This window comes from Bacteroidetes bacterium GWF2_43_63, from assembly GCA_001769275.1.
Taxonomy (GTDB): domain Bacteria; phylum Bacteroidota; class Bacteroidia; order Bacteroidales; family DTU049; genus GWF2-43-63.
The window spans coordinates 26379-53029 of sequence record MEOQ01000034.1 but is presented as its reverse complement, the minus strand read 5'-3'; the positions used below and the strand labels follow the sequence as shown (position 1 = coordinate 53029).

21 protein-coding genes are annotated in these 26651 nt (G+C 44.4%); 14 read left to right on the top strand and 7 right to left on the bottom strand.

Translation table 11 applies throughout. The features are described from left to right. Positions 1-124: 124 nt before the first annotated feature. On the bottom strand, positions 125-2467 hold the full coding sequence (locus A2W93_07350; protein OFY54043.1) for a hypothetical protein: 2343 nt from the start codon (positions 2465-2467) through the stop codon (positions 125-127). Between the two features lie 103 nt (positions 2468-2570). Between A2W93_07350 and A2W93_07345 the strand changes: the two genes are divergently transcribed. From A2W93_07345 to A2W93_07330, 4 genes are all read left to right on the top strand, one after another. Then, positions 2571-3680 carry a DNA protecting protein DprA gene (locus A2W93_07345; protein ID OFY54063.1) on the top strand — a complete coding sequence of 370 codons (1110 nt, stop codon included), beginning with the start codon at positions 2571-2573 and terminating at the stop codon, positions 3678-3680. A gap of 32 nt (positions 3681-3712) precedes the next feature. After that, positions 3713-4672, top strand: coding sequence for a hypothetical protein (locus A2W93_07340; protein ID OFY54042.1), 960 nt, complete (start codon positions 3713-3715; stop codon positions 4670-4672). Between the two features lie 288 nt (positions 4673-4960). After that, positions 4961-6571 carry a peptide chain release factor 3 gene (locus A2W93_07335; GenBank protein ID OFY54041.1) on the top strand — a complete coding sequence of 537 codons (1611 nt, stop codon included), beginning with the start codon at positions 4961-4963 and terminating at the stop codon, positions 6569-6571. After that, entirely contained in the window at positions 6516-7058 is a 543-nt protein-coding gene (locus tag A2W93_07330) for a hypothetical protein (GenBank protein ID OFY54040.1), read from the top strand. Before A2W93_07335 ends, A2W93_07330 begins: the two co-directional genes overlap by 56 nt. Positions 7059-7067: 9 nt before the next feature. Here the strand turns inward: A2W93_07330 and A2W93_07325 are convergent, their stop codons facing one another. The 3 genes from A2W93_07325 to A2W93_07315 form a co-directional block, all read right to left on the bottom strand. Then, positions 7068-8147, bottom strand: coding sequence for a tRNA 2-thiouridine(34) synthase MnmA (locus A2W93_07325; protein ID OFY54039.1), 1080 nt, complete (start codon positions 8145-8147; stop codon positions 7068-7070). Positions 8148-8149: 2 nt separating this feature from the next. After that, positions 8150-8905 carry an NADPH-dependent oxidoreductase gene (locus A2W93_07320; GenBank protein OFY54038.1) on the bottom strand — a complete coding sequence of 252 codons (756 nt, stop codon included), beginning with the start codon at positions 8903-8905 and terminating at the stop codon, positions 8150-8152. A gap of 389 nt (positions 8906-9294) precedes the next feature. Continuing rightward, a complete protein-coding gene (locus A2W93_07315) occupies positions 9295-10332 on the bottom strand; it encodes a hypothetical protein (GenBank protein ID OFY54062.1) in 1038 nt (345 codons plus the stop codon). Between the two features lie 218 nt (positions 10333-10550). On the opposite strand from A2W93_07315, the gene A2W93_07310 reads away from it, so the two are divergent. The 10 genes from A2W93_07310 (at position 10551) to A2W93_07265 (ending at position 24185) form a co-directional block, all read left to right on the top strand. After that, positions 10551-11138 carry a cytochrome c nitrite reductase small subunit gene (locus tag A2W93_07310; protein OFY54037.1) on the top strand — a complete coding sequence of 196 codons (588 nt, stop codon included), beginning with the start codon at positions 10551-10553 and terminating at the stop codon, positions 11136-11138. A gap of 3 nt (positions 11139-11141) precedes the next feature. Continuing rightward, complete coding sequence (locus tag A2W93_07305; GenBank protein OFY54036.1) at positions 11142-12665, top strand: ammonia-forming cytochrome c nitrite reductase subunit c552; 1524 nt, start codon at positions 11142-11144, stop codon at positions 12663-12665. Between the two features lie 5 nt (positions 12666-12670). Next, a complete protein-coding gene (locus A2W93_07300; GenBank protein OFY54035.1) occupies positions 12671-13882 on the top strand; it encodes a hypothetical protein in 1212 nt (403 codons plus the stop codon). Continuing rightward, the gene (locus A2W93_07295) at positions 13879-14661 is read left to right on the top strand and encodes a cytochrome C assembly protein (GenBank protein OFY54034.1); all 783 of its coding nucleotides are present in this window, start codon (positions 13879-13881) and stop codon (positions 14659-14661) included. The genes A2W93_07300 and A2W93_07295 overlap by 4 nt, the downstream gene beginning before the upstream one ends. A gap of 160 nt (positions 14662-14821) precedes the next feature. Beyond that, positions 14822-17485 carry a hypothetical protein gene (locus A2W93_07290; protein OFY54033.1) on the top strand — a complete coding sequence of 888 codons (2664 nt, stop codon included), beginning with the start codon at positions 14822-14824 and terminating at the stop codon, positions 17483-17485. An 18-nt stretch (positions 17486-17503) separates the two neighbouring features. Then, positions 17504-18778, top strand: a complete 1275-nt coding sequence (locus A2W93_07285) for a hypothetical protein (GenBank protein ID OFY54032.1) — start codon at positions 17504-17506, stop codon at positions 18776-18778. Positions 18779-18862: 84 nt separating this feature from the next. Then, a complete protein-coding gene (locus A2W93_07280) occupies positions 18863-20293 on the top strand; it encodes a pyruvate kinase (protein ID OFY54031.1) in 1431 nt (476 codons plus the stop codon). A gap of 210 nt (positions 20294-20503) precedes the next feature. Next, entirely contained in the window at positions 20504-21952 is a 1449-nt protein-coding gene (locus tag A2W93_07275; GenBank protein ID OFY54030.1) for a Fe-S cluster assembly protein SufB, read from the top strand. An 83-nt stretch (positions 21953-22035) separates the two neighbouring features. Next, a complete protein-coding gene (locus A2W93_07270) occupies positions 22036-22797 on the top strand; it encodes a Fe-S cluster assembly ATPase SufC (GenBank protein ID OFY54029.1) in 762 nt (253 codons plus the stop codon). Then, positions 22794-24185 (top strand): Fe-S cluster assembly protein SufD, encoded by a 1392-nt coding sequence (locus tag A2W93_07265; GenBank protein ID OFY54028.1) that lies wholly within the window; start codon positions 22794-22796, stop codon positions 24183-24185. The genes A2W93_07270 and A2W93_07265 overlap by 4 nt, the downstream gene beginning before the upstream one ends. Before the next feature lie 148 nt (positions 24186-24333). Here A2W93_07265 and A2W93_07260 read toward each other — a convergent pair whose 3' ends face one another. Genes A2W93_07260 through A2W93_07250 form a run of 3 tightly spaced genes read right to left on the bottom strand, consistent with a single transcriptional unit; the run spans position 24334 to position 26646 of the window. Continuing rightward, the gene (locus tag A2W93_07260) at positions 24334-24543 is read right to left on the bottom strand and encodes a hypothetical protein (GenBank protein OFY54027.1); all 210 of its coding nucleotides are present in this window, start codon (positions 24541-24543) and stop codon (positions 24334-24336) included. A 4-nt stretch (positions 24544-24547) separates the two neighbouring features. Then, the gene (locus tag A2W93_07255) at positions 24548-25447 is read right to left on the bottom strand and encodes a hypothetical protein (protein ID OFY54026.1); all 900 of its coding nucleotides are present in this window, start codon (positions 25445-25447) and stop codon (positions 24548-24550) included. Then, complete coding sequence (locus A2W93_07250) at positions 25444-26646, bottom strand: hypothetical protein (GenBank protein ID OFY54025.1); 1203 nt, start codon at positions 26644-26646, stop codon at positions 25444-25446. The genes A2W93_07255 and A2W93_07250 overlap by 4 nt, the downstream gene beginning before the upstream one ends. Positions 26647-26651: the final 5 nt, after the last annotated feature.

Sequence of the window (26651 nt, the reverse complement as noted above, 5' to 3'; positions counted from 1 at the left end):
GCAAATACAGTCACCTTGCTGCCTTCGCCAAGAAACCGCTCTATCAAAGGAATACAGCGGGCCGCGTGGCCAAGTCCCCAGTCAAGCGGAGATAATAAAATATTGTTGCGGTTTTCTGACAATGCTACACTTTTAATGACAGCTGAATGATGAATGTGCGCGGAGGTTGAACATCGCCCGGGCGCATCATGTACTCCTTATTGAAAATATTTTTTGCAGTGAAATTCACATGAATCATTTCGTTGATGTTCCAGCCCACTCTGACATCGAAAACAACGAAGCCCTTGTTGTGCTTTTCCCTGTATTCTTTCAGGCCGGGCAGAATCATGGCGTATTCACCGGTGGCAGGATTAAACAATGGCGTAATTCCGTCAGGGCCGCGGACTGTATCTTCAAATGCTTTATCGATATTGATGATATGGCTTTGATATTCGAAATTGGCACCAAGGGTAAGTTTTTTAAATTCAACAGAAAAGTCTGTTTTCGCACTGTGATAAAAACGATACTTCAGAATATTGTCTTTGGTCGATTTCATAGAGTCTGCTGATGCGTCAAGGTCGATCGGGTTAGTATAGGTGTAGCCCAATAATAATGAGGCCGGAAGACCAAGAAATTTACCTTCACCAGTTACAACAAATTCAAAACCCGAGATTTCTGCATTACGTACATTCTCAGCTTTAAACCCAACCCAATTAAGAAAATATCCGGGAGCTGTTGGCGGAAATGGCGTCAGAATAACGCTGTCAGGATTGTGATAACCGAACATAAATTCTATCATGTTTTGATAGCGCGTATAAAACCCTGCAATATCTGCGTAACCGTTCCATCCCCACAGACGAAAACCTTTTTTAAAACCAATTTCGCTGCTATAGCCGGTTTCAGGCTGCAATTCCGGATTTGGAAAAACACTCAGGTCGCCCGTACTGGTTGCGGTATATCGCTCAGCAATGGTCGGATAACGATATCCCATTCCAAAAGATGCGCGCAGAAACGATTGTTCAGATAACGAATAATTGAGGCCGGAACGAAAAACCGGCTTAAATTTCATCTCGTCGTCATCAATTTGATATCCTTCGATTCGCGCACCCACTGAGACATTCAGACGATTGAACTTTTTATCAGCCTGAGTGAAAAGCCCAACACTGGAGCCGAAATGCCGAATGTCGCCATAAATCTGAGCAACACTTTCATTATAATTGGCACACAGGCCATTAGTCCAGTTGAGTGATTTTGAGGGGAATCCTTTATGGAAATTGTACTCGGCATAATACATGTCATCGAAATTATCCTGTCCGGTATTGTTGGTGTTGTGAACCTGAAAAAACCTACCTTTCAGACTGTGTTTGGTGCTGTCGTTTTTAAACCAGATCACAGACGGATAGAGATTGAGGTACGTGTTGTTTATTTCCTGCAGGAATGAATCGTTGCATTTATACACACCACTGTCGCCATCGGCCCACAACAGAAATATATCGCCGATGCGGCGCATATAGTTGGTTGCAAGTTCATATGAAAGTCCCTTTACTTTTTTATCGCGGTAGCGAACTGAAGCATTGAGTCGGTAGCGTTCTTCTTCGTTGTTGGTTCGATAGCCATTGTTTGAGGAGATAAATCCCCCAAAAGTCACATCAAAATTCCCGGCCTGACGGCTATGCAGGAAGCGGGTACTGCTGAAAATAGGCGCATTGTTTCCCCACCATGCAATTTCTTCTCTTTCCGGCTTGGCGTATTGTCCGAATATCGTTGTAATATATGTTTTTGGGACCAGTCCCGGATACGAAGTCCGGTAATTTATAACACCATTCAAAGCCGAAGAACCATAGAGTGCCGAGCTGGCTCCCTTAATCACCTCGACTTGCTGCACATTTTCGATGGGTGCAAAATCCCAGCGGGCTTCACCCGATGCACCTGTTATCATCGGCATATCATCGACCAGAAAAAGCACGCGGCTACCCGCACCATAGCTATAACCACTCCCTCCGCGTATTGATGGCTGCTTATCCATGATATTCAATCCCGGAATTTTCTGTAACCCTTCTTCCAGCGAACTAACATTGGCATTTCTTATGAAATCCGCCTTAATAACTTCCATCGAAACCGTGACGTCAGAGAGTTTCTGCTCGAATTTTCCAGCGCTAACAACTACTGCATCAAGTACACGCGATTCGGTTGACAACACTACATCAAGCTCCTGTGTTTCTCCTTCTCTGAGGCTCACAATACGGGTTTCTTCATTGAATCCTACAAATCTGAAAGCCACTGAATATGTCCCTTTATCAAGAGGTAGAACATATTTCCCATCAGCATCAGTTGCTGTCCCAGTAGTCTTATTCACAACAACATTTACACCTGGCAGAGTTTGTCCCGTTCCGGCTTCGGTAACGGTTCCTTTCAGAATTGTCTGCTGAGAAAAAGTCAGAACCGGAAAGAGCAGAATGGATAAAATTAAGGTCGTAAAAAATTTCATAGGCAAATTAAATTTTTAAATTAACTTTGTTTCCCTATTGCTTCAAGAGCCCTTTTCAAAGGGTTTTGAATTGTCAAATGTAACTAATTTTTCTAACTGCAGTTTGAATAACAATCTTTTATATCTCATTGCATTAAAGTGCATTCCTCAGGTAGGCGATATTGTTGCCCGAAGGTTAATTGACACCACCGGAGAAGCATCGTCTGTTTTCACAATGACGGAGGAAAAAATTGCTCAAATACCCGGATTGACACCCAAAACAATCCGGATGATTAAAGAAAACCGGAATGCTGCTTTGAAAAGGGCTGAAACCGAAATCGAATTCATTGAGAAGCACAAAATACAATGTTTGAGTTCTTACGATGATGATTATCCTTCGAGGCTCAAACACTGCCTCGATGCCCCGCTTTTTCTTTTTTACCGCGGATCGGCACCGGTAGAATCCGCATTTATGACTGCGGTCGTAGGCACCCGAAAGTCAACGGTTTATGGCCGGAAGATGACTGAGCAGCTTGTTTCAGGGCTCAATCTGAAAGGGATGACTATCGTAAGCGGGCTGGCATATGGAATAGATACAACGGCACATCAAACCGCTGTTGACTGTGGAATCCCAACCATTGGAGTGATGGGTCATGGCTTCAGGCATTTGTATCCAGAAGAAAACAGAAAGCTGGCGACTCAAATGCTCAAAAATGGTGGGCTGTTGACTGAATTTCTTTCAGACGAACTGCCCGAAAAGCAGAATTTTCCTATTCGCAACAGGATCATAGCTGGCATGGCCGACGCCGTTGTGGTGGTCGAAGCCCAAAGCAAAGGCGGTGCGCTGATTACAGCCGAAATTGCCGGATCATATTCACGTGAGATTTTCACATTCCCAGGACGTGTCGACGATCAAAAATCGCGCGGCTGCAACTGGCTCATCAGAACCCAGCGTGCAACGCTTATTGAATCGGCCGATCATTTGAAATATTTTATGAACTGGACCCAGGCCGAGAATAAGGAATACCGGCAGGTGCGCATGGAAGTCCTTCTCGATGCCGGCGCTCAATCGGTTTATGATTTTTTGTTTGAAAAAGGCGAGAAAAGTATTGATTGCATTTGCAATGATTTGGGAATAAGTATAAATTCTGCAGCGATGATTTTACTTGACCTTGAATTTCAGGGCGTTGTTGCAGCACTACCGGGAAAGCGATATCGGTTGAAAAATCATTGAAAAAGCATCGGTAAGTTTTACTTTTTTATAAAATGGCAGCAGTTTATTGTTTTTTTATGTACATTTACACGTTAAAAACCAAAACCAATACCATGAAAAAACTATTACTTTTTACAAGCATGATTGTTGCCTTAGCAATCACCACAAATGCACAAAACATCACACAGGATTTCGACACTTGCACAGCAGGTGGCTTTGCTGCTGACTGCATTGGCGCACCCTGGACCACATGGAGCCTTGCTCCCGGCGGAGCTGAAGATGCTGTCGTTTCAGCAACCCAATCTTCAAGTGCCCCCAATTCTGCTTATATCGGAACGACCTCGACAGACTTTGTGGTTCTACTTGGCGATGTAACCACCGGAGTTTATGACATCAGTTTTGACCTGTTTGTTGAAAATGGCAAAATGGCCTACTTCAACATTATGAACAGTTTTACAGGCGGCACCTACCTTTGGGCAACCGATGTGTATGTTCGCTCTTCGGGATTTCTTTCATGGACCGCCAACAATGTCGAAGACTCAGTTGCATGCGCCTTTGACACCTGGCATGAAATCGCATACACTATTGATTTGGATAACGACACCGCTTTTATGTTTGTTAACGGCACTCAGACTGCCAGCTGGAAATTCAGCAAGGGAACCCTTGGAACGGGAACATCTGTGAAACTTGCAGCTATGGATTTCTTTGGAGCAGCTGAAGATCTGCAACCAGGATATTACATTGATAATTTCTCATTTGCAATCAACACAACTTCAATTGAAGAAAACAACAATGCAATAAGCATTTATCCTAATCCTGCCAATGATGTAATCACCGTTACCGGTCAGGAAAGCAATCGTTATGAAATCATGAATGTGACCGGTCAGACAATTATGTCAGGCCAGTTTCAGAGCAATAATGCTTCGCTCGATATCAGCAACCTGAGCAGCGGAAATTATATTATCCGTTGCATTGGAAACGAAGTAAGCGTAAGCCAGTTTATTGTTGAATAAATATTTTTGACATTTCTGTAAAGCCATCCTTCGGGGTGGCTTTTTTTCAATAATCATACATGTGGATAGAATTTGGAATTCCGCCAGTGGACGGACACGCTGTCGGTTTTTGTCCAAGCTTTTGAAAGAATGCTTATCTTTGCATCCCAATAATGTCAAGGTTTTTCAAACATATTCGCTCCACCCCACCTTGATGTACTCTTCCTTGCAATCAGCTCAGGCCGCGTACAGCACATTAATTTTTCGTTTTAAACCAGTCGCTCTTACAGGAGCCCTACCCATTAATTATTGACAGTGAAACAGGAAGAAATACATAAAAGAAGAACGTTTGGCATTATCAGCCACCCTGATGCAGGCAAAACTACATTGACAGAAAAGCTGCTGTTGTTTGGAGGCGCCATACAAACTGCGGGCGCAGTCAAGAACAACAAAATAACGAAAACGGCTACTTCCGATTTTATGGAAATTGAGAAGCAGCGCGGCATTTCCGTTGCCACCTCTGTAATGGGCTTCGAATATAAAGGATACAAAATAAATATTCTTGATACTCCAGGCCATAAAGATTTTGCAGAAGACACCTACCGCACATTGACTGCTGTTGATAGTGTAATTCTTGTAATTGATTGCGTGAAGGGTGTTGAGGAGCAAACCCGCAAATTAACTGAGGTTTGCAGGATGCGACATACCCCTATCATCATTTTTATAAACAAATTAGACCGCGAGGGGCAAGACCCCTATCATTTGCTGGAAGAGATTGAGCAGGAACTGAACATTCACACCCGCCCGCTCACATGGCCCATTGGCATTGGCAGCACCTTTAAAGGCGTCTATGATTTGTTTGAAAAAAAACTGCAGTTTTTCTCACCCAACAACACAAAAATGTCCGAGGATATTTGTGATATAGAAAATCTGGAATCAGAGAAACTCGATAATCACATAGGAAGCACTGCTGCAAATAAATTGCGCGAAGATGTGGAATTGATAGAAGGCATTTATGAGCCATTCAATCAGGAACTGTACAGCGAGGGCTATTTAGCTCCGGTATTTTTCGGAAGTGCCGTCAATAATTTTGGGATAAAAGAATTGCTCGAAACTTTTGTTCATATCGCTCCTTCGCCGCTTCCACGGCCAACAAACATCAGGGAAATTCAGCCAGGAGAGAAAAACTTCTCGGGCTTTGTTTTTAAAATTCACGCCAACCTCGATCCAAATCACCGCGACAGAATTGCTTTTTGCAGAATCGTGTCCGGCAAATTTGAACGTAATAAATTTTACTATCACACCCGGCTTGATAAAAAACTTCGTTTCACGAATCCTGTTGGATTTATGGCCAACGAAAAAAATATTATCGAGGAGGCCTTTCCCGGGGATGTTGTTGGGTTATACGATACAGGCGTTTTTAAAATTGGCGATACTTTATCGGAAGGTGAAGCACTTTTTTTTAAAGGAATTCCAAGTTTTTCGCCTGAAATTTTCAAAGAACTGGTAAACAAAGATCCTTTCAAAGCCAAGCAATTGGAAAAAGGAATACGGCAGTTGACCGATGAAGGTGTTGCGCAGCTTTTTATAAAGCAGCCAGGCAATAGAAAAATTGTCGGCACCGTTGGCGAATTGCAATTCGAAGTCATTCAATTCCGATTGTTGCACGAATATGGTGCATCATGCTCTTTTACTCATCTAAACTATTATAAAGCTTGTTGGCTGACATCGACCGACAAAGAAATAATGACCAGGTTTATTGCAAGAAAAAGCCAATACATCGCCTATGACAAGGACGATCGCGCAGTATTTATGGCAGAGAGCGAGTGGATGTTGAAAATGGCCCGTGAGGATTATCCGCAAATTGAATTTCATTTCACTTCGGAATTTAAAACTGAACAGCAACATAAAACGTATTGATCAGAACAATCGAAAAATGAAAAACCTCAAAGCAGTACCTGGTTCACTTTTGATAGCTATTCTGCTGTTTAGCTTGACCTCGTTTCAATATGTTGCAAAGCCTCATTTAATTGTTGGGAATTGGCAAATTTTGGAAAAGCAAAAGTATGAACTCACATTCAATGATAAGAGTTCATATTTTGATCGGATTTATTTCAGCAGTGACGAATTTACTGCATGTTTTTCTTTAATCGATAAAAATGGGGATGAAGAGGAACTTAGTCTGGCATTCAGAATTTATGAAGCTGATGCGGAATTTGAAACACCGATGATTGTTTTTAAAAACACCTGCGATAAAAGTTTTCTTTTGGTTTTTTCTATCGAAAATTTAAGCAAGGAGTTTTTGAAAATTAAATTTCAGAAAAAATATTCATCAGAAGGCATTAATGTAAAGAATGAAATTCTGGAATTCGAAAGAACGGCCGGACCTCCTGAAAACATGGACTAAAGCTCCATTTCAAGCCACCTCCATCTCGCCCGAAAGCAGCACGAATTCTTTGTTCCGATCGTATACCACGGCGAACTGGCCGGGCGCGATTCCGTGTTGTAATTCGTCGGTGATAATGTGAAAACCTTGCATGGTTCTGCGGATGATGGCCTTTGAGAACGTAGGCGTGTGGCGGATTTTCACCGTTACCTCCGCTTCTTCGTTTTCTTTTATTTCGAACGGAAAAAGAAAATGCGGCTGGTTGATATAAATATCGCGGCCATAAACTTCATCGGGCTCGTAGCCGCATGCGATGTAGACGATGTTGGTTTCAGCATCTTTTTTTACAACGAACCAAGGGCCGCCGGCAAGACCGAGACCTTTGCGCTGCCCTACAGTGAAAAACCAGTGTCCGTGATGCTCGCCAAGTTTTTTACCTGTGGAGAATTCAATGAAATCGCCTGTCTTTTTGCCCAGCAAATGTTCAACAAAATCCTTGTAGTGACTGCGTCCGATGAAACAAATTCCCTGACTGTCTTTTCGTGTGGCATTCGGAAAATCGAGTTCTGATGCGATTTTGCGCACTTCGGATTTGGTGAGTTGTCCGATCGGAAACATCAAGCGCGAAATCTGTTTTGCACTCAGCTGCGCCAGAAAATAAGTCTGATCCTTGTGTTTGTCTTTTGCAGTGTGTAAAAATCTTCCGGCATCGGTGTCCTGAATCCATGCGTAGTGGCCTGTTGCAAGACGATCGTATTTGTAGCCGACTTTATCTTCGAACGCGCCGAATTTAATCAGCTGATTGCACAACAAGTCGGGATTGGGAGTGCGTCCCACTTTCAGCGTTTCGATGTGATACTGTACGACCATGTCCCAATATTGGTTATGCAGTGGAACCACGTCAAACGCAAGATTGAAGCGGCGCGCCACCAGTTTGCACAAATCAATATCCTCCTCCATTTTGCAGTCGAAGCCTTTGAAATCCTGATCAGGACCAATAGCGATATAATACAGATCGGGCCTTATGCCCTGCTCCATCAGCATCTGCGCGGCCACCGAACTATCGACGCCGCCTGAAATCAATAATGCCGTTGAAGGATTTGGGGTCATGATTAATCATTATTCATAAAACCCTGCTTCTGCAAAACTGCGAGCAATGATTTTGAGAAAGCAACATTGTCTTTTTTCGAATAGCGTTTCTGCGTGAATACCTGAGCCAGATTGTCAACCTGACTATCGGTCACAAATTTTTTATATTCATCCGAATTTTCTTTTTCCGCATACAGTGCGTCGATGGTAGCTGCATCAAATTCGTTGTAGGTTTCGTAATGTACTACAGCCCGCATAGGGAGCCGATCTGTGAGGCCCGGTGTTTCGGCCGGATAGCCAATAGTAACCGTAGTAATCGGTACAACGCCTTTCGGAAGTTTCAGCACGTCGATGATTTTGTCGGCCATGTAGGTGGTTGTTCCGAGATATACAGTGCCGAGTCCGAAATGTTCGGCAGCCACCACACAGTTCTGTGCCACCAGCAATGCATCAATGGAAGCGGTCATGAAAGAAAGAAAATTATCGTAGCCAGGCTCTGCATTGCGCTGATCGCACCATTGATTGAATCGGTTAAAATCGGCACAGAATGTAAGCACCACAGGCGCTTCGGCAATCATTTTTTGTCCGAAATGCAGTGGCAGCAATTGATTTTTGATTTCCTGATCGCGGGTCACAACAATGCTGTACACCTGCATATTGCCGGTAGTAGCGGCACGTGAGCCGGCTCCGAGAATAGATTTGAGTATGTTTTCAGGAACCGGATCCTGTTTGTATTTGCGAATGCTGCGGTGCTGTAGAAGGGTTTCGAGGGCTGTCATGGTAGTGGAAAGTTTGTAAAGTTGAAAGTTTGAAAGGCAACGTTAGAGGTCAAGGTTAAGGAGCCGACCGTGTCACGTGCCACGTGAAGGCAGAAAAAAAGCTACGAAGTTCAGCAGATGCACTGAAGGTGCAAAATACATTAGCCGATTTATCACGTTTCACGTGATGGCAAGGCCTCGGGTAAAACGCGCGCAGCACCCAAAAAGGTGAAGGGTCACGCGTCTGGAGACGCGTGCCCAGGTCAAAATTGGGGAATATTTTGTGATTAGAAAAATTCACATCAAGCTGCAATTAATTATTCGATATTTTTTGTTCTTGATTCAGCTTTTGTATTCACTTCGTCATTCTTTGTTCGTCAGTCGCGGCGGATTCCATGTTCGGTGTTCATTTACTTTTCCTTAATCAAAAACATATACGCCGGGAAGTGGTCGGAATAGCCTCCCTGATACTGGCCCCCAACATAAGTACGGAAGGGATATCCGGCAAAAGCTCCTTCAGTTTGCTTCAAAAAGTTGCGATTAAAAATAAGTGTTTTATACAATTTCAGCGTTGATTTGTCATCACCTAACAGTCCTTTTGAAACAATAATCTGATCGAAGAGACTCCAGCTGTCGCGATAAGCATTGGAGCCGATTCCCTGCACTTTAAACATGTTATACATGGGGTTGTATAAGCCGGTAATGTTTATTGCTGTTTCCTTATCACGTGCAGCTTTCAGTACTTTGTATACACTTGCATTGGTTGGATTATCATTGAGGTCGCCCATGATGAATATTTTGGCATTTGGATTCACAGCCATAATGGAATCAACGGTAGTACGAGCGAGCTGTGCTGTTGCGGCCCGCATAGGGGCACTGCGTTTTTCGCCGCCACTGCGCGATGGCCAATGGTTGACAATAAAATGGACAGTATCGCCTAAAATAATTCCTTTCACCAGCAGCTGGTCACGGGTTCTGAAATTGGGCTGATCAGCAACTACCAGGCGATGAGATGTAGCATTGACCAATGTAAAAAGATCTTTTCTGTACAAAAAACCGACATCGACGCCGCGTCTGTCAGGGCCTTCGATAAGTATGGGCACATAACCCGATGCTTTCATTTTTGGCTGATTAGCCAGATCGGTCAGCGCTGAAATATTTTCCACTTCAGAAACACCAATACAAACCGGTCCGCCTTTAATATGTTCATCACCAATCTGAGTAATTACATCGGCCATATGGCCAAGCTTCTCAAGGTATTTGTCACCGGTCCAACGATTAGAACCTTCTGGAAGAAACTCTTCATCATTAATGTTCGGATCGTTGATGGTGTCAAACAGATTTTCAAGGTTGTAAAAAGCAATGCAAGTCACATTGTAGGACTTCTCCTGAGCTTGTGCTCCGAAAAAGACAGCGACTAAAATGAAAGTCAGAATAATATTTTTCATAACAGAGAATTGGATTGCAAATATCGGGAATTTTTCAATAAGCAGGCATTTTTCAGGTTTACCAAAGCAACCTGCACGAAGAAAAGCATATGTTTCTAACTTGTTAATTATCAATAAAAATGAAAAAATAATCTTCAAAAGCGCAAAAAGTGTTGTCCGATTCAATCCTGTAGTGTATATTTGCCTACAAGAATTTCAATATTGAATTACCTGTTTTCATGATTAAGTTCATACAGAAACTATTGCCACCCCCCAAATGGAGAATTCCACTGATATTTTTATCAGGGATTATTCTCGGGCTGGGAGCATTTCTGTTTTATGTATCGAAAGCGCATACCTATCTGAGTGACGATCCGGCAACCTGCATGAACTGCCATATTATGGCTCCTCAGTACAGCACATGGCTGCACAGTTCACACAGAGAAAGGGCCGTGTGCAACGATTGTCATGTACCGCACAATAATTTTTTAAACCACTATTATTTTAAAGCAAGAGACGGAATGCGGCATGCAACCATCTTTACATTACGCGCTGAGCCACAGGTAATTTTTATAAAAGAAGCCGGACAGAAAGTGGTTCAGCAAAACTGCATTCGTTGTCACGGAGACCTTCTGAACAGTGGTAACACAAAAATGTACACTTCGCAGTACGATGACTTCCGCGAAGAGCGCCACTGCTGGGAGTGTCACCGCGAAGTTCCTCATGGCCGGGTGAACAGTCTGAACAGTGTTCCCAATGCACGAGTACCGAAGCCCGGAACAGCAGTCCCCGGCTGGCTTCACAAGATGATGAATAAAAACAAATAAAATATGAAATCCATCACTGAAATGGTATCAAAAAAGCCCTGGCTGGGTTGGGTTCTTTTTCTGGGAACCGTTCTCATTGTGTTTTTGCTCGGACTGCTTGCAGCTTCGATCATTGAACGCCGGGCCGAATCGGAATTTACCTACAAACCCGATGTGACTTTTGGTGAAACCGAGCCACGCAGCGAAATCTGGGGTCAGAATTTTCCACGCGAATACGACAGCTGGTTGCAAACAGCCGACACCAGTTTCAAAAGCAAGCACGGAGGATCGGCTACACGCGATATTCTGGCCGAAGATCCAAGAATTGTTGTTCTGTTTGCCGGGTACGCTTTTTCGAAAGATTTTAAACAAGCCCGGGGGCATTTTCACGCTATTGATGATGTGAATAATACGCTTCGAACCGGCGCACCGAAAGATGGCGTTCCCGGCCCGCAGCCAAGTACATGCTGGACATGCAAAAGCCCGGACGTAGTGAGAGTAATGAAAGAAAAAGGTGTGAAGGAATTTTATACCGGCACCTGGGAATCGCTGGGAGCGGAAATTGTAAACCCCATTGGCTGTCTCGATTGTCATGACCCGAAGACCATGAATCTGACCATCACCCGCCCCGGACTTATCGAAGCGTTTGAACGCAGAGGCATAGATGTAAACAAATCGACGCATCAGGAAATGAGAACGCTGGTTTGCGCTCAATGCCACGTTGAATATTATTTCGATAAAAAGAAATACGAAGGCGCTGCTTATCTCACTTTCCCATGGGATTCAGGATTTTCTGTCGAAAAAATCGAAAGCTATTACGACAATATTGAATTTGCTGACTGGGTCCATGGAGTTTCGCGAACACCCATGCTCAAAGCGCAGCATCCGGATTATGAATTGTTCATGAGCGGCGTGCATTACAAACGAGGCGTTGCCTGTGCAGATTGTCACATGCCATATAAAAACGAAGGCGGTCAGAAGTTTTCCGACCATCACATACAGAGTCCGCTGAACAATATTTCTTCATCGTGCATGGTTTGCCACAGGGAAGAAACCGAAGACCTGATTGATGACGTTTATACTCGTCAGGATAAGATTAAGGAAATCCGCGACCAGCTTGAGGTTCAGCTTGTATGGGCTCATTTCGAGGCGAAAGCCGCCTGGGATAATGGCGCTACCGAAGAACAAATGAAACCGGTTTTAAAACTTATTCGTCAGGCACAATGGCGCTGGGACTATGTTGCAGCCAGTCACGGAAGTTCCTTCCATGCACCGCTTGAAGTTTCACGCATTATCAGTCATGGTCTGGACAGAGCCCGTGAAGCGAGAATGCAGTTGCAGCGAATTCTGTTGTTGCTTGGAGTAAAAGACGGAGTGCCGTATCCGGACATCGACACAAAAGCAAAAGCTCAAAAATTGATTGGCCTTGATATGCCCACGCTCGAAAAAGAAAAGAAGGAATTCATCAGCAAAGAGATTCCCAAGTGGGCAACCAAAGCCAAAGAGCGTGAAAAGAAATACATCGTAAAATCGCTCAATACGGAATAATCTGCATGACATCGAACAGACCTGTCTGGAAATTTCCGTGGAGCTATATTGAGGGATTCTTCATTGCATCTGGACTTTTAGTAGCTGGGGCTGCCATACAATTTGCCACATCGAGCTATATCCCGCTGCCCGCGCAGCCGTTCAACCTGGTCGCCCTTCCTTTGTTTGTTGCATTGTTGATTTTCATTCAGCTACGAGGCAAGCGAAATCCGCTTGTAATCTGGCTTTCATCTGTTCCTGCTTCCATTTCGGCTATACTTCTTCTAACGTTTCTTGCCATTCTAATGGGGTTGATCCGGCAGGATGAAAATGCGCCGGCCACCCTGTTGTTTCTCAATATAAAACACAGCTGGATGTATTTGCTGGCGCAGGTTTATATTCTTACAACCCTGGGGTTGACTGCTATCCGAAGGTTTTCACTTCGTCTGAAAAATGCCGGCTTTATGCTGAATCATCTCGGACTTTGGATTGTCCTTGCCGGCGCAGCTTTCGGTTCAGGCGACATTGAGCGTTACACCATGCGCGTAGAAAAAGGAACTGTTGAATGGATTGGAATCGATCGGAAAAATCAATTGCATGAGTTGCCTGTCGCCATTTTTCTTGAGGATTTCAAAGTTGATTATTATCCGCCACAGGCAGGCGTATGGAGCGTTTCGGAAGAAAAACTGCTAAAAACCCCATCATTCAACCTGACTTCTGCTGATACAGTTTTCATATGGAATCAATTTGAATTTGAAATAAAACAAGTTCTGCAAAATGCCTGGCTGATGGGCGATACTTTTCGCGAAGCGCCGATTCCGGGCGCTGTTCATGCTGCACAAGTTTGCATCAGTGAAAATAAATCCGTGAAACAATGTAGTTGGATTTGCTCCGCATCATCGCTCCAACAGCCATTTTCAATGACATTCGGCGATGATTATGAATTGGTGATGAAGCCGCCCAAAGCGCGTTTGTATCAATCGGATGTGACCGTTTACACCAAAGACGGAAAAGAAATTTCGTCGCCGGTTACCGTTAATAAACCTGTGAGTATTGACGGGTGGAAAATATATCAGTTTGGTTACGATGAAAGCATGGGGCAATGGAGCACTTCCAGTGTGTTTGAGCTGGTGCGCGATCCATGGCTTCCTGCGATATACACAGGACTTTGCATGCTGCTTTGCGGCGCCATTTTCATTTTTATAACAGGGGTAACAGCAAAAAGAAAAACAGAATGACGGAAATCAGTTTTCAGTTTATCGGAATCACTTCTATCGTCCTGCTGGTGCTGGCTATCATTCTTATGGTTTTCCGCAGGACAAGAAAAGTGGCTGTGCTGATTTCATCACTGGCGGTTCTTGTATTGACGTTCTACATAGTGAATCTGTGGATTGAACTTCATCGACCGCCGCTACGAACCTTGGGCGAAACCCGCCTCTGGTACGGATTCTTTCTTTCGTTGCTGGGGGTTCTACTTTGGTTTCGATGGAAGTATGTCTGGCTCTTCATCTATGCCAATGTGACCGCGACCGTTTTTATAACGATTGACCTGTTGAATCCTGCAGCGCTCGATCAGACATTGATGCCCGCCCTTCAAAGTGTCTGGTTTGTACCCCATGTAGTAGTTTACATCATTGGCTATGCCTTGCTCGGGGTTTCGGCGCTGGCTGCAGCTATCCGATTAATTCTGCCACTCTTTGGAAAAGAGATTAAGCTCAGCATGGACTATACTGACAACACGGTTTATTTTGGTATTGCATTTCTGACGGTCGGCATTATTTTCGGCGCACTGTGGGCCAAAGCAGCCTGGGGACATTACTGGACCTGGGATCCAAAAGAGACCTGGGCTTTTATAACATGGATGACCTATCTCATTTACATTCATTTAAGACTGCGACAGCCGGGAAACGAGAAAGTAGTGTCCTGGATTCTGATATTTGCCTTTGTTTTCCTAATGATTACATGGTTGGGAATACAATATTTGCCAGCAGCGCAAAACAGCGTTCATACATACTGATTCCGGAGCTTTACGTTGTAAAAAGTGCCTGCCCCGTCTTATTTACAGTGGATTTCATATTTTAAAATCAGATAGTTTCATGCATTTAATATTGACTGCAACGAATTATTCCTTAAATTTGTCGGCTAAACTTTTTTGTATGAGAATACTCTGCTATTTAATGCTTTTACTGTTGCCAGTTTATATGATGGCGCAGGAAGGGACACTGAGCGGATCCGTTAAGGATAAAATCACTCTGGAGGGGGTTCCGGACGCTACAGTGAAAATCAACAATCAGGTACTAAAGACCGATGTAACCGGAAATTTTACCATAACCCTCCCAAACGGAACCTATAAACTTATAATTGAAGCTGATTTGTTTCAGGTTTACACCGAATCCGTAATAATCAACTCCGCCCCGGTGAATCTGAATATTCAGCTGAACCGTACGGTACTTGACGAAAATGGCGGTGTATCGGAGATTCAGCTCGACGACAGTGAGCTGTCGCAAGGCGGTTCCGGTCAGAGTGTCAACAGTCTGCTTCATTCAGGAAGCGATGTATTTGAAAATTTCGCATCCTTCAGCTGGGGTCCCATGCGATTCCGTAGCCGTGGCTACGAGTCAAGTTCGGAGCAAACCTACCTGAACGGGTTTCCGATGAATGACCTTGAAACCGGCTTTCAGTCCTATTCCGACTACGGCGGGCTGAATCGTGTGATGCGTTATCGCGAATCATACGACGGTTTGGTCCCAGGGCCCTTCTCTTTTGGAGGCGTTGGCGGAACATCAAATATTCAGGCCACTGCTTCGCAGATCCGCAAACAGAACCAGCTCAGCTATGGTATGGCAAATCGCTCATACAACAATCGATTGTTATACACCTACGCAACCGGCATGCAGACTAACGGGTGGGCTTTTGCCTTTTCAGGTTCGCACCGCTGGGCGCTCGACGGCTATGTACCAGGAACATGGTACGATGCGTGGGCATATTTTGGTTCAGTAGAGCGTAAGATCAACGACAAGCATATGATCGGTCTGACCGTATTTGGCTCACCATTCCGTAGAGCTATGCAGGCCGCATCCAGTCAGGAAGCATACGATCTTGCCGGTGATGTATATTATAATCCAAACTGGGGTTTGCAAAATGGGGAAGTGCGCAATGCGCGTGTTCGTAAAGTGCATCAGCCGTACGCGATATTTAACCATACTTTCAAAATAAACGACAAAGCGAAACTATACACCTCGGCAGGTTTTTCAAAAGGACGTTTCGGGACCACCAGATTAAACTGGTATAGTGCTCCCGATCCACGCCCCGACTATTATCGCTATCTTCCCAGTTACCAGCTCGATCCTTTCATTGGAGGGCTTGCAACGGAATACTGGCTTAACAATGTCGAAGCCCGTCAAATAAATTGGGATGATATTTACCAGGTCAATTACAGCGCGAATGCGAGTGGAACTCAAGCCAATTATATTCTGGAAGAAGCCCGCAAAGATGAAGTTCGTAAAGCACTTAATTCATATCTGCTTTACAAACTGAATGAAAATATTCATTTGAGCGGCGGACTGGAAGCCAACTTTCAGACAACCCATTATTTTAAGGAATTGACTGATCTTCTAGGTGGTGAATTTTGGAAAGACATTGATCAATTTGCTGAACGCGATTTTCCAGGGAAACCCGACATGCTGCAAAACGATCTGGACAACCCTGACCGGGTTATTAATGTAGGCGATGAATTTGGCTACAACTACAAAATGCACACAAATACAGCCAAATTGTGGGGAATGAGCCGATTCTACTATCCCAAGTCTGATTTCTATGTAGCCGGCTTTGTGAGCGGAACACAGCTGTATCGTGACGGCATTTACCGCAATGGAAGATATCCGGAAAACTCACTTGGAAAATCAGAAGCCAAAACATTCCTCGATGGCGGAGTGAAAGCAGGCGTGACTTACAAATACTCAGGCAAACATTACTTCACTATTAATACTGCTTTGCTGAGCAATGCACCTTCTACCGTCAATTCTTTCCTGTCGCCAAATATCAGCAACCGCTATGTGCCCAATCTTCAAAGCAGTGTTGTTTTTTCAGGCGATGTTTCTTACATTAAGAAGGGGGAATTCCTCTCAGGACGCATCACGGCTTTCCAGACCAACACATTCAACGAAGTGGATCTGCTTAGTTTCTATCATGACGAATACCAGACTTTTGTTTATATGAATCTGACCGGAATCAATCGCGTTTATCAGGGGGTTGAATTCGGACTGGATGTTAAAGCAAGCAAAACCATCAGTGTTCAGGCAGCCGGAAACTTCGGAAACTACCGCTACATCTCGCGTCCTACTGCACATATTTCGTTTGACAACCTGTCGAAACCGGATACCACAGAACTAATTTACTGCAAATACTTCTATGTGCCCGGCACACCTCAGATTGCATCTTCAGTAGGAATCAAATACAATCATCCGAAGTATTGGTTTTTCAATGTAAACTTTAATTACTTCGATAAGATTTATCTCGATTTCAACCCGGAACGCCGCACACAGCTTGCGATTGCAAACTTAGGACCTGGCGACCCGAAGATTGATGTAATCACTGCTCAGGAAAAATTACCTGCAGGCTACACGGTAGATGCATCTATTGGGAAATCGTGGAGAATCAAGGGGAAAACATTGGCATTCAATTTCATGGTCAGCAATGTTCTCAACAACCGAGAACTGATAACCGGCGGATATGAGCAGTCTCGTTTCGACTTCACCACCCAGAATGTCGGAAAATTTCCACCCAAATATTACTATGCTTACGGAAGAAATTTCCTGGCCATGGTGTCTTTCAATTTCTAACAGTTAAAAGAGAAAAAAATGAAACAGTATATGAAAAAATTGTTTTTTGTTACAGCCCTCATGGCTGTTGTCTTCACTTCGTGTGTGAATGAAGACTTTGACAAACCCGATGTAATTATTCCGGAATATGAAGGCTCCAGCAACACAACCATTGCGGACCTGAAAGCCACATATCCGGGCCTTGTCGACAGCATTGAAACAACCACCATCATTGAAGGTGTTGTTGTTGCCAACGATGAGAGTGGAAACTTCTACAAAACCATTGTTATTCAGGATGCCACTGGTGGTATTGAACTCAAGCTTGACCGTTACGACATGTACACTTCGTTCAAAGTCGGACAGCGCGTATTTGTTGAATGTCAGGGACTTTTCCTGGGCGACTACGGCGGACTTGTTCAGATTGGCTATATTTACAATGGAGCCATTGGCCGTATTCCTGATATTTTAATCGACGACCATGTATTCCGCGATAGTCTTCCAGGAACACCTCCTGCAGCAGCTGTTGTTACAATTCCGACCATCACGCCTGCCAACCTGAGTACAGTCATTCAGCTCGACAATGTTCATTTCACCGAGCCTGGCCTTGCTTATTCTGAAACAACAGGAACCACCAACCGCACCGTCGAAGATGCAAATGGAAATCAAATCCTCCTGCGCACCAGCAATTACGCCAGTTTTGCAGCAGACATTATACCAGCCGGCTCCGGAAGCATCCGTGGAATTCTCAGTATTTTCAACGGTGATTATCAGCTTTATTTACGCGACCTGAACGACATCGTTAACTGGTACGATCCAAATGCAAACAGTGTTATTTACGACCCGTTCAATATTGATCCTCTTGTCAATTCAGGATGGACTATTTACAGCGCTGCAGGCAGCAAAGACTGGTATTTCAATTCCGGTTACAAAGACATGGCTGTTACAGCCAGCGGATCTGATGTAGCTTGTGATGATTACCTGATCACACCCGCCATCAGCCTGAGTGGAGTTGCTAATCCTGTTCTCAGCTTCAGCTCATGGACCAATTATACCGATGCGGGAATGACTACTCCCATTGAAGTACTGATTTCAACTAATTATTCTGGCAGTGGCGACCCGACTTTAGCCACATGGACACCGCTCTCTCCCACATGGGCGCCTGCAAACAGCGCGATCTTCACACCAAGTGGAGACATCAGCCTCAGTTCATATTCAGGCCAGACCATTTACATCTCATTCCGCTATCGCAGCTCGGGTATTACATCCGGTAACTACAGCGCGTGGAAAATAGATGATTTCATTATCGAGAAATAACCGCTGAATTAATTAATCATTAATGTCGTGCCTTTCTGCGGAAAGGCGCGACATTTTTTGTAGCTTTACAAATAAAACTTTCACATGTCAGAAATTACGCTGAATCACACAAAAATCATAGCAACCATAGGACCTGCAAGTGCCTCACCCGAAATGCTGCGCGCACTCGTCGATGCAGGAATGAATGTTTGCCGTCTCAACTTTTCGCATATGGAGTATGCAAAAGCGACTGAAATCATTGAAGAAATAAAAACAATAAATAGTGAAACACTATTCCCGGTAGCGCTCATGGCCGATCTTCAAGGACCTAAGCTGCGTGTCGGAAATATGGGCTGCGATGGTGCAGAACTGAAAACCAATGAATTGGTCATCATCACCAGCGAAGAATGCGAAGGCAGTGCAGAGCGTTTCACCCTGCGCTATCCCATGCTTTCACGCGATCTGAAGCCCGGCGAAAGAATTCTGCTCGACGACGGAAAAATGGAAGTGCATATCACGCGCGTGCTCAATGAAAAAGAAGTTGAAGCAAAAGTGATTCGCGCAGGAATACTGAAATCAAATAAAGGATTCAATCTTCCGGGCAGCAATGTGAGTCTGCCTGCACTCACTGAAAAAGACTTGAAGGATCTGGAATTCGCTCTCAGCGCAGATGTTGACTGGGTCGCCATTTCTTTTGTCAGAAGACCTGAAGATGTGATTGAATTGAAAAAACGCATTGCTGATTCAGGAAAAACAGCACGTGTAATTGCCAAAATTGAAAAGCCCGAAGCAATTGAACACATTGATGAAATAATCGAAGCAGCAGACGCCATCATGATTGCACGCGGCGATCTTGGTATCGAACTGCCGTTACAGGAAGTTCCAATTCTTCAGAAAAATATTATTCAGAAAACCATCACCGCTGCAAAGCCGGTTATTGTTGCCACACAGATGATGGAAAGCATGATGACGAGCACCATGCCCAGCCGCGCCGAAGTGAACGACGTTGCCAATGCCGTTACCGACGGTGCTTCGGCTGTAATGCTCAGCGGTGAAACCAGTGTTGGAATGTTTCCTGTTGAAACCGTTGCTACCATGCATCGCATTATTATCGATGTAGAGCGCGATTCACGCCCCTACACCAAAGGCGCCATGCCCAAGAGCGAAGATGAGGTTTCGACAGCATACGAGATCAGTTTTATGGCTTCGCGTATGGCGAAATTCATGAATGCCAAAGGGATTGTGGTAATGACTGCTACAGGGACTTCGGCTGTTCGCATGTCATCGTTCAGACCAAAAAGCCACATTTTTGTTTTCAGCAACGACCATAAACTATTGCGTACTCTTATGCTTGCATGGGGCTTGCGCGGTTTTTACTACGACGATTTTCAGAGCACAGACCAAAGCATCTGTGACACGATTGCAACACTGAAATTACACAATCTCGTAAGCGAAGGTGACACCATCATTCACACCGCCAGCATGCCCATTGCGCAGCGCGGCCGGGCAAATACGATTAAGGTGAGTGTAGTGTAATCCCCCGATACTTTTGTAGTGTGAAATATGTTTGAGGTTAGATTCCTTCGATATTCTCACTTCCATGTTGAGCGTTCAGTGTTCGCACACTCCTGACAATTATCACCAATCCCCTTCCAATAATCCGTTTGGGGCTTAGTGGCATTTTGTATATTTGTGCTGTAATCCGGTCACTAAAAACAAGGGACGGATTGTGTAAAACAAAAGTGTATGAAAGAAGATGAAAGCCAGGACGCACTGAACGAAGTAACCGGCGGTGAATACAAATACGGCTTTGAGACGCTAATTGAGATGGACACCATTCCGAAAGGGCTGAGTGAAGAAGTGGTTCGCGTTATTTCGAAGAAAAAAAACGAGCCCGAATTCATGCTTGAATTTCGACTGGCGGCCTATCGCAAATGGAAGGAAATGACCATGCCCGACTGGGCGCACCTTAACATTCCGCCAATCGATTTTCAGGACATCAGCTATTATGCGGCGCCTAAAAAGAACGAAAAGAAAAGCATGGATGAGGTGGATCCGGAATTGATTGACACCTTCAATAAACTCGGCATTCCACTCGAAGAACGAATGGCCCTTGCGGGAGTGGCTGTTGATGCGGTTTTCGATAGCGTTTCGGTAAAAACCACCATGCAGGATAAACTCAAAGAACTCGGTATCATTTTCATGCCCATCAGCGAAGCCGTGCATCAGCACCCCGATCTGGTGAAGCAATATCTCGGAATGTCGGTGCCGGTTTCCGACAATTATTTCACAGCATTGAACTCCGCTGTTTTCAGCGATGGTTCTTTTGTTTTCATCCCGAAGGGTGTGCGCTGTCCGGTTGAATTATCGACTTATTTTCGCATCAACGCAAAAGATACCGGACAATTCGAACGCACACTGATTGTTGCCGACGAAGGATCCTATGTCAGTTATCTCGAAGGCTGCACCGCACCAATGCGCGATGAAAATCAGCTGCATGCCGCAGTCGTTGAAATCATCACCATGGACAGTGCCGAAGTGAAATACAGCACAGTCCAGAACTGGTATCCCGGCAACAAGGAAGGCAAAGGCGGCATTTATAATTTCGTTACCAAGCGTGGTTTGTGTAAAGGCGCCAACAGCAAAATATCGTGGACGCAGGTGGAGACCGGCTCAGCCATAACCTGGAAATATCCGAGCTGCATTTTATTGGGCGACAACAGCATCGGCGAATTTTATTCGGTTGCCGTGACCAACAATTTTCAGCAGGCCGACACCGGAAGCAAAATGATTCATCTCGGAAAGAATACAAAGAGTACAATCATTTCCAAAGGAATCTCTGCAGGCCGCAGCCAGAACAGTTATCGCGGGCTTGTGAAAGTGATGAAGAAAGCTGAGAATTCTCGCAATTTCACCCAATGCGACAGTCTGTTGCTCGGCGATAAATGCGGCGCACACACATGGCCCTATATCAACGTGCACAACAAAAGTTCGATCGTTGAACACGAAGCAACCACATCGAAAATTTCGGACGACCAGTTGTTTTACTGCCAGCAGCGCGGCCTTGACAGCGAATCGGCCATCAGTCTGATTGTGAATGGCTATGCAAAAGAAGTATTAAATAAATTGCCAATGGAATTTGCGGTCGAAGCTCAGAAATTGCTTGCAATTTCTCTTGAAGGATCGGTTGGATGATAAATATAAGTTGAGACGTAACAGGTTACGTCTCAACAATGAATAATTCTCCAACCTGAAAAAATTTAAAACAAACGAAGACAATGTTACACATAAAAGACTTACACGTATCAATAAACGGACGCGAGATTTTGAAGGGCGTCAATCTGGATGTTAAACCTGGCGAAGTGCATGCCATCATGGGGCCGAACGGAACCGGAAAGAGCACGCTGGCCAATGTTATCGCGGGACGCGAAGGATATGAAGTTTCCGGAGAAATTATTTTCGAAGGAAAAAACATCTTCGACATGGCCGTAGAAGACCGCGCGCGCGCAGGGATTTTCCTGGGTTTCCAGTATCCGGTTGAAATTCCGGGCGTGTCCATCATGAATTTTCTAAAGACAGCCGTCAACGAGAAACGCAAGTTTCATGGCCAGGAGCCGATGAGTGCGGGCGACTTTCTGAAGATGGTTGAAGAAAAGAAAAAGATGGTCGAAATTCCGAACGACCTCATGAAACGCAGTGTAAATGAGGGTTTTTCGGGTGGAGAAAAAAAGCGTAACGAGATTTTTCAGATGGCCATGCTTGAACCAAAACTCGCCATACTCGATGAAACCGACTCAGGGCTTGACATTGATGCACTTCGTGTTGTTGCAACGGGTGTTACCCGCTTGAAAAAACCGGAAAACGCAACCGTTGTAATCACGCACTATCAGAGACTTCTGGACTTTATTGTTCCGGATTTTGTTCACATTTTATATGGTGGTCGAATTGTAAAATCGGGCGATAAAATGCTTGCGATGGAACTTGAAAAACAGGGCTACGACTGGATTAAGAAAGAATTCGAATTAAGCGAAAAATCATGACTGCATTACAACAATATCCTGTAGCGGAGTCTCTGAAAAAAGCTGCAGAAAACATTAGCAGCAACGATGGATTGTGGGAAGGACGCGACAATGCGTTTCACACATTTTTGTCAGCAGGATTTCCGCATAAAAAAATGGAAAAATGGCGTAACACCGATTTGAGCGAGTATCTGAATGCAAACTACACATACATTGAAAACACAGATCCTGTCTCGAATTTAGATATCAACGATGTTTTTCAATGCACCATTCAAAATTTTGAAACAGCATTATTCACGCTGTTAAACGGCTCTTATGTGTATAACACTGCTCCGCTTACTGTGATGGAAAACGGTGTGATTGCCGGAAGCCTGCGCCAGGCCTGGCATCAGTTTCCCGAATTGGTTGGCAAGTATCTGAATAAGCTCACAGAAAACACGCTGAATGGGCTTGTTAGCTTAAATTCAGCATTGGCCACAGCCGGTTTTTTCATCTATATTCCCGACAATATTACTGTTGATAAACCGGTTCAGCTGGTCAATCTGGTGAACACCGAAGTCAATCCTTTTTTGCAGATTCGTAATCTGATTGTATTAGGCAAAAACAGTAGGCTGCAGTTTCTGCAATGCGACGATAGTATCAATGATAAAAATAGTTTTCTGAATATTGTGAATGAGTTCCATCTCGCTGACGGAGCCATTCTCGATCATTACAAACTGCAAAACAAAGACGACAGCGCAGTGATGATAAACACGTCTTTCTTTGGTCTGCAGCGCGATGCAAAGCTCACCACCAATACAATCACTTTCAATGGCGGCACCATACGCAACGAGTCGATCGTTAATCTTGACGGCGAAGGCGCCGAGGCAGATGTGATGGGACTGTATCTGGTCGATCGAAAACAACACGTCGATAACCAGGTGCTGGTGCGGCATAACGCGCCTAATTGTACTTCGCATGAATTATTTAAAGGCATCCTTGACGACGAAGCCAGTGTTGCATTCAACGGTCATATTATTGTGCAACCCGGCGCGCAGAAAACAAATGCATTTCAAAGCAACAAAAATATTTTGCTGACCGACACTGCACAGATATTCACAAAACCATTTCTCGAAATTTACGCCGATGACGTAAAATGCTCTCATGGAGCCACTGTCGGGCAGCTCGACGAAAACGCAATGTTCTATCTGAAGCAACGTGGCATTTGCGAACGCAATGCGAAAATGTTGCTCATGTACGCTTTTGCTGATGAAGTTGTCCGGAAAATAACGGTGGATTCGTTGTATCATCAGACGGCTGAAATGGTGTCGCGGCGCCTGAAAGGAGAGCTTAGTGTGTGCGATCAGTGCATGCTGCATTGCGGAAATAAAAATCCGATTCAGTTTGATATTGATGTTACAAAAATCTAGCTTGAGGCATGCGGCATGCAGCATGCGGCGAAGAATACAACATGTGACGAGTAACGTCTAACGCTCCGCCGCGGCGGACATCCGTATAAATTCCACGCGTAACGATTGTAACGGCTGTAACGAGTAACGGCTGTAACGAAGCAGTAAATTATTTCTTTCTGATTTCAGAAGCTTTTTGTACAAGCTTATTGTACTGCCCTTTTGTAATAAAAATGCGATGATAACCGGGTTTTAGTTTTTCTTTCGCCAGCTTTTCGCGGAGATCGAAACTCCATCTGCAAATAGCGTTGGTGGCAAGATCCAAATCAACAAAATATCTGATTTCTTTTTCAAAAATCTGCTCATCGGGCTCGTTCATGACTTTAGGGGTTTGTAGTCAGAACCTGATTATACTTGGTGGAATTGACCGGGTCGATGCTTTTCAGCATGTTGACCACTTTTGTTTTTTCGACCATTGGAGCAGGAGTGAAAATACTCACAAGCTCATCTGATTTGGCTAACATGAACAAACTAATAATAAAAAGCCCCGGCTTCTGGCGATATGCTTTCTGGATAAGGGTTACACCTTCTGTAACACCAGAGCGGGCTTTCACCGCATCAGACGAAAACATATCCATGCCATTCAAATGATAATGAAAGTTGCCTCTCCTGAAATCGGCATAGGAGTTATTGAGGATGTTCTCAATAATCCAATATCTGTTTTTCTGACTTTCGGCAGCACGCCAACCTTTGTCAGGAGCGCTCTGTGCTGCATTCACAACACCCTGCGCTTTTTCGAAAAAAGGAGTGCCTCCGAGCTCCTCAAATGAATCGAAATCGAAACCAAGTACCAGATAGGCATAGAATGCAAGAACAGAGGTCAGATTGGACGTATAGGTGTTTTCGATGTAATCGAGTGGCTGACCAGAAATATATTTGAAGGAAAAATCCTTATCGAGATAGTTGAAAAGCGGGGTGCTGTAGGATGAGCCGTACACGGGCCTGCGCGCCTGAACCTGAATAGTACCGGTGAATGATTCAATGTTATCCCACGAGCTAATGGTCAGCAAAATGGAACATTCAATTTTCTCTTCCATTCTGAATTCATAATTACTCCAGCGACGGTTATTCATAAATTCATAAACCGAGGTCTGCAAATTCTCAAACACAGTTTTATCGCTCGACTGAACCTGACTGGAATTCACCTGCACATTGCACAAAATTTCCTGTGCACTGACAGATGAAAAAATCAGAAGGAAACTCAATATAATAATCGCTCTCATTTCTTTCTTAATAAAAGTTTTTCCAGTTCATCTGCAATGACCGCTGCAGCATCGGTTTTGCTCATGAGCGGCCAGGATTGCGGCTTTCCGGCTTTCCGGATCAATGTGATTTTATTCGTATCATGACCAAAGCCGCTGCCTTTGTCGCTGAGAGAGTTTAAAACGATGACATCGGCCTTTTTATTGTTCAGTTTTTTTTGCGCGTTGGCAATTTCATTGTCGGTCTCAAGCGCAAATCCGATCACAATCTGTCCAGACTTTTTGCTTTTGCCAAGTGTAGCCAGAATATCAGGGTTTGGCTTTAAATCAATTGTTGAAAGATCTGTGTTTTCTTTTTTAATTTTTTTATCCGCCACTTTCACTGGTCTGAAATCGGCAACAGCAGCAGCCATTATAGCGGCGTGGCATTTTGAAAATGCTTTCACACAGACATCGTGCATTTGCTGACCACTTTCAACCTGAATCAGTTTTACACGCGGATCGGCATGAATGCTTACCGGGCCTGAGACCAGTGTTACATCTGCGCCCCGCTCTGCAAGCGCCGAAGCAATGGCGTAGCCCATTTTGCCCGTGCTGAAATTTCCGATATAGCGCACCGGATCAATTCGTTCAAAGGTCGGACCAGCGGTGATCAGTATTTTCTTTCCAGCTAATGATTCAGTATTTTTTTCACTCAACACAGCATCAACAATTTCCTGCGGCTCCGACATACGGCCAGCACCCTGATAACCACAAGCCAGGTCACCTTCACCAGGGCCAATAAATTTATGGCCGAGCGATTTTAGATAAGCAATGTTTTTCTGCACTACAGGCGAATTCCACATTTTAGTATTCATGGCCGGGGCGATAAAAACCGGACCCTCGAATGCCATAAAAGTTGTGGAAAGTGCGTCGTCGGCAATGCCAGAAGCAAATTTGCCGATAATGTTTCCGGTAGCCGGAGCAACAATCAAGATATCGGCGTTGTCGGTAATTGAAATATGCTCAGTTGAATACTGCCGTTCTTTGGGGAAAACATCGATGTAAACAGGGTTTTCGGAAAGGGTTTCCAGAACAGGCAGCGTAACGAATTCGAGTGCATTGCGGGTACAAACTACTTGCACAGAAGCACCTTTTTGCTTCAGCAGGCGGATGATAAACGGAGCTTTATAAGCTGCAATTCCGCCCGAGATGCCGAGTATGACCCTGCAGTTTTTCAAACAGA